The following is an 18997-nucleotide window of genomic DNA, read 5'->3' on the forward strand; positions in this document are numbered from 1 at the left end:
GATCAGAAGAAGAAGGCCGAGCGCACGAGCGAGCTAACTGTTGTAGAGATCCGGGCGCCGGTGCTGCAGCGACGGCACCTTCGCCCGCGCCTGCTCCAGACGCTGCAGGTCCAGCTCACCAAAGACCAGCTGCTCGCCCTCGCTGCCTTCGGCCAGCACCACCCCCAGCGGATCAACGTGCAGCGAGCGACCCAGGAACTGATGCCCCGCCTGATCGCAGGTAAAGACGTAGGCCGTATTCTCAATCGCCCGCGCCACCACCAGATGGCGCCAATGGACTTCCTTCAAATGGCCGTTCACCCAGCCCGACGGCACCACAAAGAAATCGACCCCACGCGCCGCCTGATAGCGCGCCACCTCCGGAAAGCGCAGCTCGTAGCAAACAAAGAGCCCCATGCGCCCAAACGGCGTCGCCAGCGGCTCAAAGAGACGATCGCCGCTCACAAAGACATCCGACTCGCGGTAGCCGTAGGCATCGAACATATGCGTCTTATGATAAGCGCGCAGCAGCTCCCCCCGCTCATCGATCACCACCGTCGTATTGTAGGTCTTCTCCTCCGTCTCGCTGGCCGTCTCGATCATACCCGCCACCACCCAGACCTGAGCAGCGCGCGCCGCCTCGCACAGGCCCCCTACAAAGGGACCGTCCAGAGACTGCGCCACCCGGCGGGCATGAGGGGCCGTAAACTCCTCGTGCGAGAGATAGGCCAGAAAAATCTCCGGCAGAATCACCAGGCGCGCCCCCCGCTGGGCCGCCAGTGCGATGGCCGAACGCGCCTTCGCCAGATTCTCCTCCGCCGAAGGACTCGACTCAAGCTGTGCAGCAGCGATCAGCGTCGTCGTCATGGTTATCTTCGCTCCTCTCCAGCGCACATATGCGCCACCAGCAGCCCTGAGTGACCCGCCCCCGGTCCTGACTGATCACCAACAGGCCAGGTAGAACACGGACCCAGAGCCAGACCAGTCAAACAGACGGGACAAAGCCAATGCCGAGCGGACCAGGCGGCCCCCAACCAGAGCTGAGCGCGAGAGGCCACCCCCAGCCCCAGGACGCCTGCCAGGCCGCTCCTCTCTCCCTGCACAAGGGGAGCAACCAGCCGAGTAAGAAGCTACCCTCTCTACCAGAGCGGGTTAATCACCAGCCCACTGGCCAGCTTTGGATAGAGATAGGTCGACTTCTGAGGCATGCGCTCATCGGCGCGAGCCACCTCGCAGATTTGACGCACCGGCGTCCCATTGAGCAGCAGCACCGCCTGAGCCTCGCCGCGTGGCAGCGCGGCCAGCGCCTCCTCTGTCTCATGCGTATAGCGCAAATAGCGCCCCGCCTTCACATTCTCAGCGCTCAGCCCAAGCATCTCCTCCAGCAGCAGTCGATGGGCAATGGCCACATCGAGCGCGTTCCAGGACGGATCACGTCCGCTCTCAGCCATACGGGTCCGCCCCTCCTCTGTCAGACGCAGCAGCCAGCTCCCTTCTGGAGTCAGCAGGGCAAAAGAAGGCGCCTCCTGGCCCGCTTCCGCCAGATGACGCATCAGCACCGCCCCGCGCCCCACCTCACCTTCCAGGCGCTCAACCTGGAAATAGCGAGCCAGATGCTCCGGGGTCAAGCGCTGCAGCTGCTCAGCCGAGAGGCCCGCCAACAAGCGATGGGTAGGCAGCACCAACAGGCCGGGATCATCTACATCGATCAACACCATCATCACAAAATTCGCCCCATCCTCCGGGTCCAGCCCGCGATGCAGCTCGCGAATCTCCTCGCGATAGCTCAAGGCCGTCTCATAGCGATGGTGCCCATCGGCAATAAAGAGCTGCCGCTGGCTGAAGAAGTCCTGGATCAGCGCCACCTGTTGCGAGTCCGTAATCGGCTGCAGGCGATGCTCATCGGCCAGCTCATCGCGCGCCTGGACCTCAGCGCGCTCGGCATAAGGCTGAAGCAGACGACGGAGACGGGCCTGGGGGTCCTCGTACCAGGCCATGATCGGGCTAAAGTTAGCGGCACAGGCCCGCATCAACTGCAGCCGGTCATCCTTGGGCTTGCTCAGCGTCAGCTCATGGGGCAACACCACCCGCGCGCTCCACGGCTCCAGACGTACACGCGCCACCAGACCCGTGCGCGTATAGCTCTGCCCTCCATAGCTGAAACGCTGCTGATACAGATAATAGCCGGGGGTCGCATCCTGACGCAGCACCCCCTCCTTGCGCCACTCGGCAAAGGTACGCGCCGCGCGCGTATAGCGATTGTTCAGAGTTGTATCCTCGGGAAATTCGCGCCCCAGCTCCAGACGGATCATATTATAGGGATGGCGCGCATAATAGCGCTCCTGCGCCTCGGGCGAGATCACATCAAAGGGTGGACAGAGCACCTGCCCCACATCGCTCACCACTTCAGGCGCATAGCGTATGCCACAGAAAGGTCGTACATCTGCCATAGTCGAGGCACTTCGCTTTCTCTCCAGATTCAACGCTCCCACAGGAAACATGCCCAGCGACCCGCCATGTCCCACCTGCCGGATCAGCACCCCGGCGGCGGAGGCAGAGGGAGCAACGTCTTCCTTGCCCATTGTACCATCTCTCTGCCTTCCGGCCCAGCCCGGCCCCCCTCTCTGCAGCTCACCCTTCCCAGTCAGCGAGCGGGGACGGAGCATGAGCCAGAAGCCAGAAAGAACCCCCTGCCCCCCCTTGACTTTTCACTCCTTCTATGGTATTCTGAACCTAGAACTTAAGTTCTAGGTTTGCGATTGAAGCGACCTCCCTTTTTCCCCACCCGGGAGGCGGTCCCCCGTCGCCTCCCGGCTCGCACTCTCTCTCTCACTTTCGCTCTTGCGGGCGGTCAGGTTCCTGCGTGCTCCCCCTGGCCGCCCGCCTCTGCTTGTAGCGGTCTGGTGGCAGTGGCCCTGTCTGAGGGAGGTAGGAAGAGGGGGAGAGAGCCTCTCACCACTCTTCTGCCGGCCACGGACGAGTCAGCCTGACCATTGCCCGATTGCCCGCGTCTCGCCGCCTGCCGGGTGAGCGGCAGGGGCTGGTGATGATTATCCTGCGGGAATAACCCACAAGTCCTACAATAGGCGTAACAGATTGACTCGCCCTGATATACTTTGTAATCTCATTACGTCGAAGCCGTGAACACGCCTTACAGAAGCACAGCGAGCAGGCGCTGCGCGCCGTGATGGGCGTACGGCGAGCCGAGCGCGACAGCTCCGTGGCGCCACCCAGGCGCGCGAGCAGTGTCTGCAGGATCTGACTGTCAGGAGCTGCCTGTGAGGAGGAGCGAGCGACCCTGTAGCCTGCGCAGCGCTGCGCATGATGGCGGGCAGGGTGCCAGCCAGCCCCTCGCTCGACAGGTACCGGACACTGTCTCTGACCCGTCCAGCCAGCGATGGGTACAGTTTCGGAGAACGGAGATGCTATGTACGAGACGCAGCAAGAAGATCTGCTGGTGGGGCAGATGGTGGGAGGGTACCGTGTTGAGCAACTGCTGAGCAAAGGTCGTGTCAGTGCTGTCTATCTGGCCCGGCACTCCGTCAGCGGCGTGCCGGTGGCCGTCACCGCGATCATTATCCCGGAAGACTTCTCGGTACGGGCGCGTAACCGCTTCATCAGGCGCTTTACCCAGATAGCGACCGCCCTGCTTGAGCTGGATCATCCGCATATTCTGCCGATTTACGACTTTGGCGAGCAGCTCGGCTATCCATACTTGATTTCGCCCTACGTCACCGACGGCTCGCTGGCGCACGTCCTCAAGCGCGACGGGCGCTGTGCCCCCTCTTACGCCCTGGAGGTCCTCCAGCAGGTGGCAACGGGGCTAGACTATGCTCACGCGCGGGGCATCGTGCACCGGGCCTTGAAGCCGGCCAACATCGTGCTCCAGGGTGACGAGCACCATGTGATAGTCGCGGGCTTCGGCCTGGTTGATCTCCTGCAGCTGCGCGGCGTGCGGCGTGTCGAGCATCCCTATCTCCATCTGCTCAATCTGGCCGGGACCTTTCTCGGGTCCCCGGAATATCTGGCCCCGGAGGTTGTCCTCGGCCAGCAGCAGGTTGATGCGCGCGCCGATATCTATGCCCTGGGGATCATCTTATATGAGCTGCTCAGCGGCAAACCGCCCTTCACCGGCAGCGATTCGCTAGAGATCGCCCTGCAGCATGTCAAGCAACCGGTGCCGGCCCTGCGCAACCTCTGTCCGAGTCTGCCGCCGGAGATCGATGAAGTCCTCTCGCAGGCGCTGGCCCGTGATCCGTCGCGCCGCTTTCCCTCGGCGGGTGCCTTTGTCACCGCCTATGCGCGGGCCCTGCGGCGAGAGCGCAGCTTTGCTGCCGCCGCTCCTGTCGCTGCCAGCATCGGCCAGCTCCAGGCCCAACTTGCGGAAGAAGATGAACTCACCAGTTCCGGCAACCACTGGCAGCTCCGGCCCCCCATTATCACCGGGCATCTGCCGAGCATCAAGCGCAGCGGAGAGCTGCCAACGACCGGCCCCCTGGTCGGAGGAGGCGCCTGGCAAGACCAACCCCTGCCTCTGGCGAAGGAAGGGTCTGCCGTGGGAGTGTCGTCAGCGAACGGTGCCAGGCGTGAGATGGCCTCGTTGCCCGGTACCCTACCGCAGGCCGTACCCCCCATGCCCCCAGCTCCGCCCATGCCTGTTCCCAGCGGCAACAATGCCGATCTTGACAGCTTCGCCTGGTGGTCCGGGCGGCCCGAGGACTACGCTCCCAGGCGAGCCGCCGCCACTCAGCAGGCACCCGCCCCAGCTTCGGCGGCCCCGGCCAGAGTCTCCCCTCCGGCTGGCAGCCCCGAATCGGCTCCGGTAGTCCTGCCTGCTCCAGGAGAGCAGCGTCGAGAGCAGCAAGCGCGCTCCCGCCGGCTGCAGCAAGAAGCGCCGTTTGTGGCGGAAATCCCCAAGAGTACACGGCGTGGACGCAAGCGACGACGGCGTCAGGTGGTGGCCCTCCTGGCCGGCGGCGGCCTGGCCGCGGCTGGCCTGGGTCTGGCCCTCAAGACCTCGGCGGCCCAGTCGCTGCTAAGCGGCCTCTTCCATTCCAGTCAGGGCAGCAACATGGCCGCTACCTCCTCTGGCACCACCAGCGGTCAGCAACAGACCGGCAGCCAGCAGCAGACCAATGGCCAGACCACAAACGGCACCAAGCAGAACGGCAAGGTCATCGGTACCACGGCCCTGGCCCTCAATTCCGCCCAGGCCTTTACTAATCCCGCCGATGGCAAGCAGGGGCTGCTCATCCACCTGCCAGCTGGCTCCTTTGCGGCCTACTCGCGGAGCTGTACCCATGAAGGGGTGGCCGTGAACTATGATCCGGCGACCCATTTGCTCGTCTGCCCGGCGCATGGCGCGATCTTTGATCCAGCCAAGAAGGGGAGCGTTGTCCAGGGTCCCGCCACAACCCCGCTCCCGCAGATCATGATTCGCGTCAATGCCGACGGCTCGATCACAACCGTCTGAGTGGGTCGGCGTCGGGGCTCCTCTGCCTCTCGCCGACCTCCGTCTGACATCGCCCGGCTGCCCCACCGGAGAGGCCAGCCGCGACGGCCAGCCCTGGCTTGACGTGCCAGGGCGGCCCTGGGTAGACTACAACCAGTGACTTCTGGTGCCGCTACCCTCCCTCCCTGGTGGGGGAGAGCCGACGCTGGCAGCACAGTAATCACGTGGGAAGGAGGCGGTGCCTCTCTCTCCACCCCCATGAACGAGGTCTGTTCGGGGCAGGGAGGCGCCGCAAGAGATGGCCAAATGGATGAGACCGTTCTGGGCTATATTGGCTTTATTGTTGCTGCCCTCATTCTTGCCTGGGCTGCCCTGGAGATCGGAAAGCGCCTCAACACCGTCCGCCGCACGGGCACAGGTACAGAGACGGCAGATCGCTTGATCAAACTGGACCCCACTCAGCTCAATCAACTGGAGGAGATGGCGCCCGAGCTTCCCCTCGAAGACAGTGAGGATGAGCCGCCTTATCCTCCCACGCGCTCCCGGCTCAACGGCCATTATTCGAATAAGAGTAAACAAACCTTCTAACTGAGGAAGAAGAGGCTGCTGCTCAAGCAAGCGAGGAGTAAAGCCCTGGCGTGGCGGCCCGGCCCGCACCCCGGCTCGCCGCCGTCTCTGCGTGCTCGCCAGCCCGCCAGCCAGTCCTGGAGCATGTCAAGAAGGCTCAGTCGAGATCGTCATTGCGCTCCCGGCCCTCCTGCAGCATGCGCCTGATCTCCGCCAGCACCTCGGCGGCATCCAGCTCGGAAGACGAAGCGTCAAGCTCCACCTCGTCTTCCGCCAACTCTTGTCGGCTGCTGGGCCTTTCCTGGCAGGAAAGGCGCTCGCCTTCGTAAGTCTCTAAAAAGGCTTGCTCGCAGGCAGTGAGCGCAGCCCGTGCGGTGCACTGCCCATAGATGATGCGCGGCAGCAAGCTGTGATAGATGACGATGGTCTGAATGACTGCTTCGAGATGGCCACGGAAAGCTGGCAGTGATAGCCTCTGCTGACCCAGATAGACGCTGGCGCAAAAACGCACCTCGCCGTCCTCCAGATCCAGGCCGAAGCGCCCGAGCGGCAGCGTGTAGTTCAGGCTCATCAGGGCTTCCAGGCAGCTCAGACGCTGCCGCTGTGGCAGAATACTGAGATGGGGAACAATAAAGAGCAGTCTCTGCCCCAGTGGCGGACCAGCCTGTAGGATGAGCAGCAGTTGCCATTGACCCAGCTCATCGTGAAATGCCAGCTCGGCCACTCCCTGGCTCTCGTCCACGCTGGCAACGTGCAATCCTAGCCGGGTGAGATAGCTCACCACGTCGGTAATGCGAAAATCTTCACTCACTGCTCTGCTCCTTCTCGTGCACTGCCCACCTGTCACTGCTTCTCTCCGGCTACGCTCCGCCTCACCTCGAAACAAGCAGGCTCTGTCTTTCTGTAAGGAGTATAGCAAGGTCCTGGATCGGTAGTTCTCACCTTCTCGCTATACTGGAAGCGGAGAGCGCGCCCTCACCGTCGTTTCCCAGAGGCGTTACTCTCACAGGAGCGGCGGCGTCTCTCTCTCCAGAGCATCCTGTAGCCAGCCAGCCAGCAGGCCGCGCTGCAGCGGCCTGACCAGCGACGGATGAGAGCAGGAGGGGAGGAGATGGGTCAGAAAATCGGAGGGGTTCCCTGCGTTCTCTCTACAGTAGAGAGCAAGAAGAGTGTCGTAAGATTAGTGAAGGAAGAAGGCAGGAACGCAGAATCATGAGCCAGCAAGCGATCACGAACATCCAGGGCGGTCCTGATTTTGAGGCGCGAGTGCAGCGTGGGGCCGAGAATGCACTCAACTGCATGGGGGTAACCGCCACCGACCGACTCTTTATCTTAACCGACTACGAACGGGGAGCCATTGCCCGCCGCGTGGCTGCAGCGGCTCTCGATCGCCATGCCGCCGTCAGCGTGCACTTTCTGGAGCACTATGGCAAGCGGCCCCTGACAACCTTTCCCGAGAGCCTGCGCCAGGACCTGCAGCAGTTTCATCCCACCGTTACCTTCTACATTGCCACGACCCGCCCGGGCGAGATCGGTTTCCGTATTCCCCTGCTGCCCTTTTTGACCCAGGAGCTGCGCGTCCGGCATGGCCACATGCCAGGTATCGATGAGCGGCTGATGGCCGAGGGCATGTGCGCCGACTATGACCAGGTCTATGAGATCACCAACAAGGTCTATGAGATCGTCCGCCAGGCCGAGCGCATTCATGTGACCTCGGCCAAAGGCAGCGATCTGACTGCGACCTTTCATCAGCACTGGAAGTGGATTCCCTGCCACGGACGCTATCACGAGCAAGGGCAATGGGGCAACCTCCCCGAAGGTGAAGTCTTCACTGCTCCTGCCGATGTCAGCGGCGTGGTGGTCTGCGACGTCCTTGGCGACTTCTTCTCTGCCAAGTATGGCGTCCTGAAGCATCCTGTGCGCATCACCATCAAAAATGGCCATGCCACCGAGGTGACGAGCGAGGACGCCGCCGTTGCCAAGGAGCTGCGTGATTATCTCTTCTCGGTCCCCAACGGGAACCGCGTGGGCGAATTTGCCATTGGTACCCTGATCAGCCTCAAACAGCCGGTCGGCAACCTGCTCCAGGATGAGAAGATCCCTGGCCTGCATATAGCCTTTGGCAATCCCTATCCAGAGTACACCGGGGCCGACTGGGATGCCCGCATTCACGTCGATGTCGTGCCGACGACCTGCACCATCGAGGTCGACGGACGCCTGATCATGCGTGACGGCGTCTTCTGCCTCTAGGAGGAGAGGAGCGCCGGCTCGCACGGAGCAGCCTGTCTTCTGGCCTGGCCTGGACTTGTTAAGATGCTGCGGTCCAGGCCAGGCTGTGCCCTGCCTGTCTGCTCTACGTGCTGCCCTGGCGAACCAGGAGCGCCACAGGCAGACCAGAATCGAGAAGAAAGAAGCCCATCCGCCTCGCGCTGACGGCACCGTCGCTGGCGCGCTGATGAAATAGAGGCAAAGAGAAGAGGAGCCGCGAAGTGTTGCATAGCAGGGGTCAGGAACTGCTTGGGAGGACCCTCGGGGGCTATGTGCTCGAAAAGCTGCTTGGCTACGGCGGAAGCAGCGCTGTGTATCTGGCGCGTCCTAGTGAACCAGCAGCCTCCTCTGCACCCGTGGCCCTGAAGGTCTTTCTCCCCCGCACCCAGCTGACAAGAGCAGCCCGAGCCGAATTTCTGCGTCGCTTCCTGCAAGAAGCCCAGGCGGCCAGCCGCTTACAGCACCCGCACATTGTGCCTATCTACGCTTGGGGGGAAGAAGCCGGCCTGGCCTATCTGGTCATGCCCTATATGGCCGGTGGAACCCTGGCCCACTATGTACGTCGCCACGGCCCCCTCTCCTTAGAGCGGGCCGCCAATTATCTAGAGCAGATCGCTTCCGCCCTGGACTACGCTCATCAGCGCGGCTATATCCATTGTGATGTCAAGCCCGCCAACATCCTGCTGAATGAGCAGGGGCGGGCCTTCCTCTGTGACTTCGGCCTTGCCCGCCTGCTACGAGACGAACTGGAGGGCGAGGGCCAGTTTGAGGAGTCGCCAGCCAGTGAGCAGGCAGCCGCTGCCCCCACCCCGCCTACTCCGATCCCGATAGGCACGCCGGATTATCTGGCCCCAGAGCAAGCTCTCAATGGAGCCGTTGATCACCGCGCCGACGTCTATGCCCTGGGTGCTACCCTCTTCTATCTGCTGGCTGGGCGTCCTCCTTTCCAGGCCGATTCGCCCATCGCCCTGGCTCTGCTCCACGTCCAAGAGCCACCGCCGGCTCTCTGCGAACTTGACCCGCGCATCCCGCCCCAGGTCGACTATGTCCTACGCAAGGCCCTGGCCAAATTTCCAGAGGAGCGCTTCGCCACCGCTCGCCTCTTGAGCGAAGCCTTCCAGCAGGCCATTGCTGGCCCGGAGACCCCGGCCCGCCTCCGCCTGAGTGTTCACGGCCTGCTCTTACCGGCCTGGGTCCCATTCCCGCTGGTCCGGCGCCTGGAAGCCCTGCCCATACCCTCCAGCTTCAGTGGCAAATGGAAAGCCCTGCTGCTGGCCTTGCTTCTGCTGCTCCTGCTGTGCTCCAGCTCGCTGGCCTATGCCCTGCATGCCGCCCAGACCAGACCGGGCAACAGCGCCAGTGCCAGCCTCTCTGCCCCCGATTTCGCTCAACCCACTCTGGTGCCCACCGTTCCCGTCGATCAGCTGCTGGCCGGCGCCAGCGATTGGCCCCACAGCCCGAGCGCCTTCTTTGCCGATGGAGAGTATCATCTCCTCAATACTACCTCTCGGGCCAGCGCCCTCGCGCTCTACGCCCACCATCGTTTCCTCGACTTTCACCTGACCGTCAACATACGTCAGGTACACGGCTCTCACGACGACGCCGACTACTATGGGGTCGTCTTCCGCGCCAGTAGCGGGCAGCAACGCTACTACGTTTTTGCGGTCGCTAGCTGGGGCGGTGGCTCATATGCTGTCTGGCGCTACAGCGGACGCTGGACGACCCTGGCCGAGGGGCCGGCGCCCAGCTTGCTGATCGGGCCGGGCGCTGTCAATACCCTTGAAATTGATGCTCACGGCCCTCTCTTCCGCTTCTTCATCAACGGCCAGGCACTGTCAGCTACCCCGCTGCGCGACTCGGCTCCTGTCTCCCCTGTCAACGGCGCTATCGGCCTCTACGTGGAAGAAGAGGGGAGCGAAATCGCCTGCTCACAGCTCTATATTGAGCCGGCTCGCTTCTGAACTCAGGCCGGCCCGCTTCCGGCGGGTGAACCATCCGAAAAGCCCCCAGCTCTGGCCAAACGCAGAGCAGATGATTGAGCGCCGCCACTGCCTTGTCGCCAAGACAAGAGGCCAAGAAGCCGCGCGTCGCATCCTGGGCGGAAAATAGAGTATAATTCAGAAGGATCGTCTTGAAGGCGTTGCGTGTCGATGGAGCCACCTCTGCCGGACCTGTCGCTTTGAAGAGCAAAGGATCATCTATGAAAGGTCGTTTAGCCCTGTACTGTCCCACCCTTGGCGTAGAAGAAGAATTTCAGCTTGTTGAGCGTTGCAGTGGGCAACTGTCCAACGCCATCGAGCGTGTCCTGGAAAAAGGGCAATCCCTCTTTGGCGAGCAAATCAAGCCTGAAATGCATGCCTCAACAGTTGAGATCATCAGCCCGGTCTGTGCCGACATCACCGCCGTCCGACAAGAACTCGGTGGGCTGCGCCGGCGCCTCATCGAAATCCTGGCTGCAGAGGACCTGGTCCCCGTGAGTGCCGGCACCCATCCCACAGCCCGCTGGCAGGATCAGCAGCGCACCGAACGCGAGCGCTATGCTGAACTAGAAGAGGAAGAACAGGACGTAGGCCGCTCGCTCCTCATCTTTGGCCTGCACATCCATGTTGGCATTCCCGACCGCGAAGTGGCCATTGCCGTCATGAACCAGGCCCGCCTCTGGCTCCCTCACCTGCTAGCCCTCTCCGCCAACTCACCCTTCTGGGCTGGCAGGATGACTGGCATCAAATCCTACCGCTCCGTCGTCTGGAGACGCTGCAACCGCAGCGGCCTGCCCGAAGTCCTGCCCAGCCTGGCCCACTTTGAACGCTACGTCGACGACCTCATTGCAGTGGGAGCCATCGACAATGGCAAGCGCATCTGGTGGGATATTCGCCTCCACCCCTTCTTCGACACCCTGGAATTCCGCATCTGCGACATGCCTGCCACCCTCGAAGATACCATTGCCCTGGCGGCCCTCTGCCAGGCCCTTGTTGCCAAGCTCTGCCTGCTTCATCAGCAAGGAGTCACCACTCTTGTCCTGCCACGTCTCTACATCGAAGAAAACAAATGGCTGGCCATGCGCGACGGTCTCGACGCTACCTATCTCGACTTCGTCAACCATCGGCGCCTGAGCATGCGCGAAGCCATTGGAGAACTCCTTGACTTCGTCGCCGACGTAGCCGAGGAGCTGGGGAGCCAGCGAGAAATGGCCCATCTGCGTGCCCTCTTAGCTGATCCCCGTGGAACCGGCGCCGATCGCCAGATCGCCGTCTATCGTCAGACAGGCGCCATTGACCAGGTCATTCGTCTCCTGATCGAACAGACCACCCAAGGCGTGCTTGAAGTCGCTTGATCCTCCAGACAACCAGCCGGGGGGAGCATACGGCCTGCCTCTACTGGCCTGCACCCCGCTGCTCGCCCCCTGGCTGCTTCGCTAGCCAAGCGGAAGCGCCCACGAAGGCCGCTTAGGGAAGAGGCTCTGCAGCAGCAGCTCTGCCGTCGGCTTCACCTCAATATCGGGAAAGGCGTAGCTCAACTCATCCAGACTGCGATAACCAAACAACAACGGCAGAAACGCCTGTGGCGGAAAAGCCGCCTCAGCCTGCTCGTAGTCAAAGGCCGACTTCAACTCCTGGACGCTCTCCAGCCGGCCCGCCTGAAAATGCAGCACCAGCTCACGGCCATAGAAATGCAGCCGTAGCCTGCCGCTGTAGCCTGCCAGCGGTGAACGGCTCAGCCGGCGCTCCAGTACTGGGGCCACCCGACGCAAAAAAGCCGCCAGATCAGGCACACGGACATACCAGGCATAGGAGCGACTGCTCCTCACCGTCAGCGGCTCCCCGTAGCGATCCGGCAGGCGCAACAGAGCCGCGCGAATCGGATGCTCATCGGACAAGAAGATACGCAGATGATCGATCTCCTCAGCATCACGGAGCACCGGTATCTGGTGGCCCCGTGCTAGAATCGCCCGCAGCACAGAAGGCAAGAGCCGGAACAGATCGATCCCAGACACCATCTCAAAGCAGTGCATCACCGGCACCAACGAGCGCCAACGCTTCGTCGGCATCACCAGGAAGCCCAGAAAACTCTCGCTGTCACTACCTATTACCTGAATATGCCAGTGCTCGCCCGTGCGGCAGCCCTGCTGGTGCAGCAGGTGATAGCGCCACCACTCCTCGCTGATCGGGGTCGACACCGCAAACCCACCCTGATGACGATGAGCCTCGTAGAGCGCCATAATGGCCGGCAAATCTTCCAGGGTCGCATCACGCAACCTCACCGGCTCCCGACCCTCCTCGGGGGCCGGTGGTATCAAAGCCACCGGAAAGGACAGATAGCCATCCAGGGCCAGCGCATACTCATAGCCAAACTGACGGTAGAAGTAAGGAATACCCGTAATCGCCTGCGTCAGAGCGCCCTCAGCCTCGCTGCGTGCGTGGAGTAGCTCAAAAAGCGCGCGAATCAAGCCGCGATGGCGATAGTCTGGATCACTTACCACCAGCTCAGGTCGGCCCACCAGCAAGCGCACATCTTCATAGTCCCAGGGCTGGCGCCAAAGGCAGGCACAAGCTACCACGCGCCTGGAGCTGCGTCGCGTATCCTCTACCAGCGCAAAGTCCTGGCTCCCCATCAGCGGATGGCTACCGCTGAGTAACTCGCGCACATGCCAGGCCAGCGGCTGATTCAACGGATCTGCCGGCCCATTCAGAAAGACCTCGCACTCCAGACGCGCCAGCTCCTCAACATCCTCGGGGCGTGACCAACGCAATCGCAGGCCATCGCCCAGGTCGCGCACATATTGCGGATCGGCGGGAGATGAGTCAGTGAAAGGCATTATGGAAGCTCCTTTTCCCATTGCAGTGTAGTAAATGATCAAAAAAGACAAAAAAAGCCCTGCCCCTTGACGTTGGCCTTGGGAGCCAGACCGGGACCAGAGCAAGCCTTGCGTCTGCAGACCGCTAGCGAAAGCGGTTGCCATCCAGGAGAAAGAGAGAAAGAGAAGAGCAGACGCTGAACGGGTTCAACGATGAGGTGGACAGCAGGCAGCAGAGAAAACGAGCAGCTTTGGCCGCCTGAAGGGAGAGAGCGCCAAGCTGGCCACCGTGGGATGAAGCGCCTGTACCTGGCCAGGCCGAAGGGTGTGCTGTCTCTTCATCACCAGGGGCCTCCGTTCAAGGTCAAACTCAAACAATGAGCGGGCCTGCATCGAACCGGAAAAGCAAGAAAAGTATAGTCAATGGAAGGCTCGCTGTCAAGCAAGCGGAGAAGACACAACGGAGAGCAACTTCTCTGCCATCCAGGCAAAGCCTCACTCAGGGTCTCTGTGGGTCGTAACTCCAGCGGGCGAAGATGGCCGTTGACAGCAAACGTTGGGCGCTCTCCTCCACCAGGACCATCTCACCAGTTGTAATCGTACCGCCATAGCCACGCATCATCTCCGCCAGAGCGTAGTACAGGCTGAGGGCCGAGGCGCGGATCGCATAGGTGGTCAGCACCACGAAGAGCGGCTCCTCGCTCAGAAGCGAGCGGCAGGTCTGCAACAGTGTCGAAAGCGACTCCTGCAGCTTCCAGACCTCACCGCGTGGACCTCGACCGAACTTCGGCGGATCGATAATCACCCCATCGTAGCGCGAGCCGCGGCGCACCTCGCGCTGAGCGAACTTCAAAGCATCATCTACGATCCAGCGAATCGGGCGAGAACTCAAGCCAGAGAGAGCCTGATTGGCGCGGGCCCACTCCAGAATCTTCTTCGAGGCATCGACATGAGTCACGCTGGCCCCGGCGCTGGCAGCGGCCAGAGAAGCCAGACCCGTATAGCCGAAGAGATTCAGCACCCGTACCGGGCGCCGAGGGGCCACAGCGCGCACCAGGTCTGCCAACCAGTTCCAATGGCTGGCCTGCTCAGGGAAGACCCCCAGATGACGGAAGGGCGTCGGAGCGGCCCAGAAGCTCAGATCTTTATAGCGCACCATCCAGCGCGGTTCCAGTGGACGACGGAACTGCCAGCGCCCATGCTGCTCCTGATCTTCCGACAGTGGGGAACCGCTCACAAAAACCGCATCGGCCTTCTCCCAGAGCGCGCGCGGCAAAGCGGGCTGCCAGAGGGCCTGCGGCTCGGGACGTACAAAGCAATAGGGGCCAAGACGCTCCAGGCGGGCGCCAGTGCCACTATCCAGCAGTGCATAATCCTGCCAATCGTCAGGGGCAAGCAAGAGCAGCGCAGGTCGTTCCGCGTATCGCGGGGCCGAACTGTCTTTAAGCTGATCCTTAAGCTGACTCATGTCAATACTCTAAAGGATCGCTGCCGTTTTGGCAAGACGTAAGTCACCTCTCCAGGTCCAGGCATACCCTTGCTATACTTGTCGTCACCGCTGGCCTGTGGAGCGGTGCGGGCCAGCGCTCCCGATCATCGTTGACCAGCACTCAGCCAGCCTGAAGGACGGGCGACGGAGCGCACCACTGGACAGAAAAAGCACTGTGAGGCAGCGGTCAGAGAGGGGCAGACTCGTGCCACCAAGAGCGACGGAGGCGCGGAAAAGCAGTGATCTGGAATTGACATCGAGTTGCCAACCTTCTATACTGAACTAGGCTACAATCAGAGCCTGTCCATGGAGCACAGCCATCGCCATCGGCACACCGGCGGTCCGACGGATAGGCTCACAGCAATGACCGAGAAGTCAGGCTTGTGGCGGCGCCGAACCCATACCAGGCGGTTCCATTGCCAGAGAGAGTCAGCAAAGCAACGAGGCGCCCGCGCTCTCTGAATGGACGAAGAAGCTCAGGGGGGCGCTGACCGCGAGATCGAGAAGACAGGCGGGGCCTGATCGCTTGCTGACTGTCGAACCTTCTTAGTGAGAGGAACACGCGCAGGCCCCAGCGCGGATCAAGCTCATCTCAGAGGAAAAGGAGGCGGCGCTGTTCCCCCTTCCTGCTTACAGGCCGAGTGTGCTATGGCGTAGGCAGGGGTTGATGCGCCGGAAAGTTGGATGCCCTACGTGATCACTCAGCCGTGCATTGGCGTGAAGGATGCTTCTTGTGTTGATGTCTGCCCGGTAGATTGCATTCATCCAACGCCGAACGAAGAAGGGTTTGAGGAGAGCGAGCAGCTCTACATCAATCCCGATGAGTGCATCGACTGCGGCGCCTGTGAACCGGCATGCCCGGTCAACGCCATCTTTGAGGAGTCGGCGGTACCTGACGAGTGGCGGCATTTCATCAAAATTAACGCCGACTTCTTCAAGAGGTAGAGGCTGAGCCGAGCGAGCACAAGGAAGGAAGCGGAGCGTGCTGGTCGCCTGGCAACGTGAGGGGCGGGCAGACCATCGATCTGCTTGAGGGTACTGAAAGGGCTGTGATATAATGCAGGTGCATGTCTCATCGAGGAGAAAAGAACTTCTATTGAGGGAGCTGCCCCTATGCCAGTAACGAGGCGCAGACGCGCGAATCCACCAGAGCAACCGGAGAACGACAACCATAACCATGTGGCGGAGCAAGGGGAGGAGGTTGCAGCCGAGCCACTGACAACGGAGCAGGCTCCCGTTGTGCCACTGGATGGCGAGCAGGCCTCGGCTGCGCCTCCCCGCCAGGGAGCGCAAGCGCCCGCCCAGTCGGGAGAGGCGCTTTCTCTGCCGTTCCCGCCCAGTGAGACACTCGCCACTCCCGCCGGCCCGGGTACTCCGCCGGTGGCCAATGGTGAACGTCCGACAAACGAACGACAAGGCCCCGAATACCTTCCGGCTCTGCCTCCGGAAGGGGGGCGTCGTACGGCTCGTGAGTACTTCCGCCGACCGACAGTAGCGGCTGCCGCCAGTGGCTCTGGTCCAGTGGCTACCTTCCAGCAACCGTCACCGCCGGCCCCATCCCATGAGATTACCCTGCCGCTGGGCAACCTCTTGCATCTGGCCTATAATCCCAGTTATACCGGCGCCGAAGAGGCGCGCAGTCAGCTGCTGCGCCGCCTGGAAAGCGAAAGTAAGACTGGTGGCCGCGCCCGCTGCTGGAACTGTGGTTCCCTGGCTGTCGTCTACGACCGCTGGGAGACACGCAGTAGGGCCTTCGGCGAGATTGGAATAGCCTACTGCGAGATCTGTGGCGTCTGGAGCGTCATGTAAGCCAGGGAGCTGCCGCAGGTGGTGAGGTGGGCGCTGGCTGGCTGGCCCCTGCCCTGCCCACCTTATCTTATCTAGTCTGGTCTGGTCTGGTCCTCTATTGCCTATTGCCGGCGCATTACTGCCAGCTGGCCCTCACTGACTGAATGAAGGAACAGAGACCGGACAGCCAGAGCGGAGGGAATCCGGAGCCCTGGCGAAAGTGTGCCTCTCCTGGGACCTCGATCTGGGATGAGCAGCGCCAGAGCCAGTGTTGTAGTGGGCTAAGAGGTAGGCGGGCGGAGCCAGAAAGGAGGAGTGGAGACAGTAAGGAAGGGCCTGACGCGCAACCCGTTAGCTGCTCGACCGTGCGCTGGTCCTCTGTGAGCGTCCTGGCTTCGCGGGGGTGGCTGGGCAAAGGGAAGTGAGGGTCCGACGCGACAGATGGATGGAACCGGTACGGTCGCTTCAGCTGGTTCTCCCCGGCTACTTGCCTGCTTTCTCTCCTCCAGAGTCAGGTGGTGCTCTCAGGCTCCTATTCCGCGCTGATCTGAAGGAGTGAGGGATTTATGCCGACGAGTCAGGATCAGGAGAACGAAACGCTGCGTCGCTGCCCCCGTTGTGGGGGGCTTCTCTACAAGCCCCTGGGTAGCTCTTTCTATTGGCATGCCGATAGTAACCACCCACCTTGCGATATTACCAATATCGCCGAATCCTCCTTCCAGCCACGCAGTACAGAGGCCGAGAACCCGGCAGAGAGGCGCGAATCCTCGAAATAAATCCGCCCTGCCGGGCGTTTCCTTTTCTAGAAGAGGAGGAGCGCGCCAAGTCTCAGGAGAAGGGAACAGAAGGGAAGGAGAAGATGGAGAACAAAGAGGGCGTGTACAACCCCAGGCCCATCACTGCGTAATATCTTGATGAGGGAGGAAGCAAGAAACGACAGTGGCTCTGGCTGTCGTCTCGCAAAGAGGCTGCACTCGAGGCTCATTGCAGCACAGCGGAGCCGAGTGGCAGCGAAAGCAGCTTGTTTCCCTGAGTGAGGTGAAGCATGTATAATCCACGCTATAATTCGCCGTTTGGTATGGGGGGAGAGCGCAATAGCTGGCTTGGCTCCTATCCCTACCAGACGATTCCTTACGTCAACGAACGGGCTGGGAGCCTGGTGAGCAAGGTCATGCTATTGCTGGCCATCTCCTTCCTGGTGGCCTGTATTGGCACCTTTGTCGGTATCTCCTTCTTTGCTCAGGTAGCCGGCTTTGGGGCCTACCTGCTGGTCGCTTTTGGGGGCCTGATCGTCCTCTTTATCCTGCAGCTGGCGATCAACGTCCACGGCCTGAACCTCTTCCTGCTCTACCTGTTCACTTTCCTGGAAGGGATGTCGCTGGCGCCCCTGGTGATGGCCCTGACCGGTGCCGGGATGGGGAATATTCTCGGTGAGGCTTTCTTGATTACGGCCTTGTCCTCATTGGGACTGGCCGCCTATGCCTGGACCACGCGCCGTGACTTCTCGGGTCTGGGAAAATACCTCTTCTTCGGCCTGATTCTCTTGCTGGTGGCGGGCATTCTCGGCATCTTCCTGCCCGGCCTCTTTGGCACGGGTCTGGGTGGCCTGCTGATATCCGTCGTCGGCATCGCGGTCTTCGGCGGCTATGTTCTCTACTATGTCCAGCGCGCCAAGTATCTGGCCGACACCCTGCCTAACGCCATCATGCTCACCGTCGCCATCTTTGTGACGGTGATGAATCTCTTCCTCTACATCTTGCGCTTCCTCATGATCTTGCAAGGAGGAAGCCGCGATAATCGCTAGCAAGCAAGGTACGGGCCCGGGCCCGGCAAAAGCTCGCCTGGCTGCAGAGGGAAACAAGGGACCAGATTGGCCAACTGACAACCGACAAAGGCTGAGGAACGAGGAGGGGGCCGATGAGCTGACTCTGTCAGTAGTCCTGTCTTGGCCTTCTCGCCAGGCGAGCAGCAAAGTCTGCTCAGCCAGTTCTTCGACAGGACTCTTGTCGCAATCAAGGCGCTCGCTATTGCGTGGGCCTCGCTCCGCTGAGTATAATCAGACGGTGGCCTGGCTCTCTGGAATAAGGGCGGTGCTGCCATTGTTTTCCTAACTGAAAGCCTTTGAGACTATCTTTGCTTCCTCAAAGAGCAAGGAAGAAATCCAATTCCATTCCAGGGAAAGAGAGTCACGCGAATGGCTGAGCGTTCCAATCTGTTCCATATCAGCGATAGCGACTTCGAGGCGCGGGTGCTCAAGTCTCCGACGCCGGTGATCGTCGATTTCTGGGCAACCTGGTGCCCCCCCTGTCGCGCCCTCGCTCCTACCTACGAGAAGCTGAGCGACGAGTATCAGGGGAAGCTGGCCTTTGCCAAAATGGATATCGACGAGAACCCGGTTACACCCTCGAACCTGTACATCCAGGCCGTCCCAACGCTGATTGTCTTTAAAGACGGTCGAGAGGTAGCCCGCTTGGTGGGTCCTCATCCGCTGCGCCTGAAGAGCGAGATCGATCGCATCCTGGCCCAGGTCAGCGTAGCCTGATCCTCTTGCGAAGCGGGTAAAAGGGCAAACAAGAGGCAGTGTCGAAGGAGAAGTGCGACGATGAAGGCTGTTTCCAAAACCGCCCGTCTGACTCGCACTTCTCCATGTATGTTCCCC

15 protein-coding genes are annotated in these 18997 nt (G+C 61.4%); 10 read left to right on the top strand and 5 right to left on the bottom strand.

Annotated features, from left to right (window positions below):
- Positions 1 to 33 precede the first annotated feature (33 nt).
- Together N688_RS05930 and N688_RS05935 are read right to left on the bottom strand one after the other, a co-directional pair.
- Positions 34 to 846, bottom strand: coding sequence for a carbon-nitrogen hydrolase family protein (locus tag N688_RS05930; RefSeq protein ID WP_052888417.1), 813 nt, complete (start codon positions 844 to 846; stop codon positions 34 to 36).
- A gap of 272 nt (positions 847 to 1118) precedes the next feature.
- Positions 1119 to 2561 carry a DUF1015 domain-containing protein gene (locus N688_RS05935; protein WP_052888418.1) on the bottom strand — a complete coding sequence of 481 codons (1443 nt, stop codon included), beginning with the start codon at positions 2559 to 2561 and terminating at the stop codon, positions 1119 to 1121.
- A gap of 845 nt (positions 2562 to 3406) precedes the next feature.
- Here N688_RS05935 and N688_RS05940 point away from each other — a divergent pair.
- Together N688_RS05940 and N688_RS05945 are read left to right on the top strand one after the other, a co-directional pair.
- Positions 3407 to 5452 (top strand): protein kinase domain-containing protein, encoded by a 2046-nt coding sequence (locus tag N688_RS05940; protein WP_052888419.1) that lies wholly within the window; start codon positions 3407 to 3409, stop codon positions 5450 to 5452.
- Positions 5453 to 5737: 285 nt separating this feature from the next.
- Entirely contained in the window at positions 5738 to 6019 is a 282-nt protein-coding gene (locus N688_RS05945) for a hypothetical protein (RefSeq protein WP_156025321.1), read from the top strand.
- A gap of 136 nt (positions 6020 to 6155) precedes the next feature.
- Here N688_RS05945 and N688_RS05950 read toward each other — a convergent pair whose 3' ends face one another.
- Positions 6156 to 6809: a type III secretion system chaperone family protein gene (locus tag N688_RS05950; protein ID WP_052888421.1), complete on the bottom strand. Its 654-nt coding sequence runs from the start codon at positions 6807 to 6809 to the stop codon at positions 6156 to 6158.
- Between the two features lie 401 nt (positions 6810 to 7210).
- On the opposite strand from N688_RS05950, the gene N688_RS05955 reads away from it, so the two are divergent.
- From N688_RS05955 to N688_RS05965, 3 genes are all read left to right on the top strand, one after another.
- On the top strand, positions 7211 to 8248 hold the full coding sequence (locus N688_RS05955) for an aminopeptidase (protein ID WP_052888422.1): 1038 nt from the start codon (positions 7211 to 7213) through the stop codon (positions 8246 to 8248).
- Between the two features lie 239 nt (positions 8249 to 8487).
- Positions 8488 to 10227 (top strand): serine/threonine-protein kinase, encoded by a 1740-nt coding sequence (locus N688_RS05960; protein WP_052888423.1) that lies wholly within the window; start codon positions 8488 to 8490, stop codon positions 10225 to 10227.
- 239 nt (positions 10228 to 10466) lie between these two features.
- Positions 10467 to 11600 (top strand): carboxylate-amine ligase, encoded by a 1134-nt coding sequence (locus N688_RS05965; protein WP_052888424.1) that lies wholly within the window; start codon positions 10467 to 10469, stop codon positions 11598 to 11600.
- 81 nt (positions 11601 to 11681) lie between these two features.
- Here N688_RS05965 and N688_RS05970 read toward each other — a convergent pair whose 3' ends face one another.
- Together N688_RS05970 and N688_RS05975 are read right to left on the bottom strand one after the other, a co-directional pair.
- Positions 11682 to 13082, bottom strand: a complete 1401-nt coding sequence (locus N688_RS05970; protein WP_052888425.1) for a GNAT family N-acetyltransferase — start codon at positions 13080 to 13082, stop codon at positions 11682 to 11684.
- A 478-nt stretch (positions 13083 to 13560) separates the two neighbouring features.
- Positions 13561 to 14529, bottom strand: coding sequence for a class I SAM-dependent methyltransferase (locus tag N688_RS05975; RefSeq protein WP_081838568.1), 969 nt, complete (start codon positions 14527 to 14529; stop codon positions 13561 to 13563).
- Between the two features lie 705 nt (positions 14530 to 15234).
- Between N688_RS05975 and N688_RS05980 the strand changes: the two genes are divergently transcribed.
- The 5 genes from N688_RS05980 (at position 15235) to trxA (ending at position 18880) form a co-directional block, all read left to right on the top strand.
- Complete coding sequence (locus N688_RS05980) at positions 15235 to 15495, top strand: 4Fe-4S dicluster domain-containing protein (RefSeq protein ID WP_052888426.1); 261 nt, start codon at positions 15235 to 15237, stop codon at positions 15493 to 15495.
- Positions 15496 to 15663: 168 nt separating this feature from the next.
- Positions 15664 to 16359 carry a hypothetical protein gene (locus N688_RS05985; protein ID WP_052888427.1) on the top strand — a complete coding sequence of 232 codons (696 nt, stop codon included), beginning with the start codon at positions 15664 to 15666 and terminating at the stop codon, positions 16357 to 16359.
- 545 nt (positions 16360 to 16904) lie between these two features.
- On the top strand, positions 16905 to 17114 hold the full coding sequence (locus N688_RS05990) for a hypothetical protein (protein WP_052888428.1): 210 nt from the start codon (positions 16905 to 16907) through the stop codon (positions 17112 to 17114).
- Between the two features lie 269 nt (positions 17115 to 17383).
- Positions 17384 to 18142 (top strand): Bax inhibitor-1/YccA family protein, encoded by a 759-nt coding sequence (locus N688_RS05995; protein ID WP_052888429.1) that lies wholly within the window; start codon positions 17384 to 17386, stop codon positions 18140 to 18142.
- Between the two features lie 390 nt (positions 18143 to 18532).
- On the top strand, positions 18533 to 18880 hold the full coding sequence (trxA, locus tag N688_RS06000; RefSeq protein WP_052888430.1) for a thioredoxin: 348 nt from the start codon (positions 18533 to 18535) through the stop codon (positions 18878 to 18880).
- The last annotated feature ends 117 nt before the right edge of the window (positions 18881 to 18997 follow it).

The sequence above is a fragment of the Thermogemmatispora carboxidivorans genome (assembly GCF_000702505.1).
GTDB lineage: Bacteria > Chloroflexota > Ktedonobacteria > Ktedonobacterales > Ktedonobacteraceae > Thermogemmatispora > Thermogemmatispora carboxidivorans.

What these genes read in the sequence shown, in the direction of transcription:
- N688_RS05990 (WP_052888428.1), top strand. Translation starts at nt 16,905, where the DNA reads ATGCCGACGAGTCAGGATCAGGAGAACGAAACGCTGCGTCGCTGCCCC.
- N688_RS05965 (WP_052888424.1), top strand. Translation starts at nt 10,467, where the DNA reads ATGAAAGGTCGTTTAGCCCTGTACTGTCCCACCCTTGGCGTAGAAGAA.
- N688_RS05980 (WP_052888426.1), top strand. Translation starts at nt 15,235, where the DNA reads ATGCCCTACGTGATCACTCAGCCGTGCATTGGCGTGAAGGATGCTTCT.
- N688_RS05975 (WP_081838568.1), bottom strand. Translation starts at nt 14,529, where the DNA reads ATGAGTCAGCTTAAGGATCAGCTTAAAGACAGTTCGGCCCCGCGATAC.
- N688_RS05955 (WP_052888422.1), top strand. Translation starts at nt 7,211, where the DNA reads ATGAGCCAGCAAGCGATCACGAACATCCAGGGCGGTCCTGATTTTGAG.
- N688_RS05940 (WP_052888419.1), top strand. Translation starts at nt 3,407, where the DNA reads ATGTACGAGACGCAGCAAGAAGATCTGCTGGTGGGGCAGATGGTGGGA.
- N688_RS05970 (WP_052888425.1), bottom strand. Translation starts at nt 13,082, where the DNA reads ATGCCTTTCACTGACTCATCTCCCGCCGATCCGCAATATGTGCGCGAC.
- N688_RS05930 (WP_052888417.1), bottom strand. Translation starts at nt 846, where the DNA reads ATGACGACGACGCTGATCGCTGCTGCACAGCTTGAGTCGAGTCCTTCG.
- N688_RS05995 (WP_052888429.1), top strand. Translation starts at nt 17,384, where the DNA reads ATGTATAATCCACGCTATAATTCGCCGTTTGGTATGGGGGGAGAGCGC.
- N688_RS05985 (WP_052888427.1), top strand. Translation starts at nt 15,664, where the DNA reads ATGCCAGTAACGAGGCGCAGACGCGCGAATCCACCAGAGCAACCGGAG.
- trxA (WP_052888430.1), top strand. Translation starts at nt 18,533, where the DNA reads ATGGCTGAGCGTTCCAATCTGTTCCATATCAGCGATAGCGACTTCGAG.
- N688_RS05945 (WP_156025321.1), top strand. Translation starts at nt 5,738, where the DNA reads ATGGATGAGACCGTTCTGGGCTATATTGGCTTTATTGTTGCTGCCCTC.
- N688_RS05935 (WP_052888418.1), bottom strand. Translation starts at nt 2,561, where the DNA reads ATGGGCAAGGAAGACGTTGCTCCCTCTGCCTCCGCCGCCGGGGTGCTG.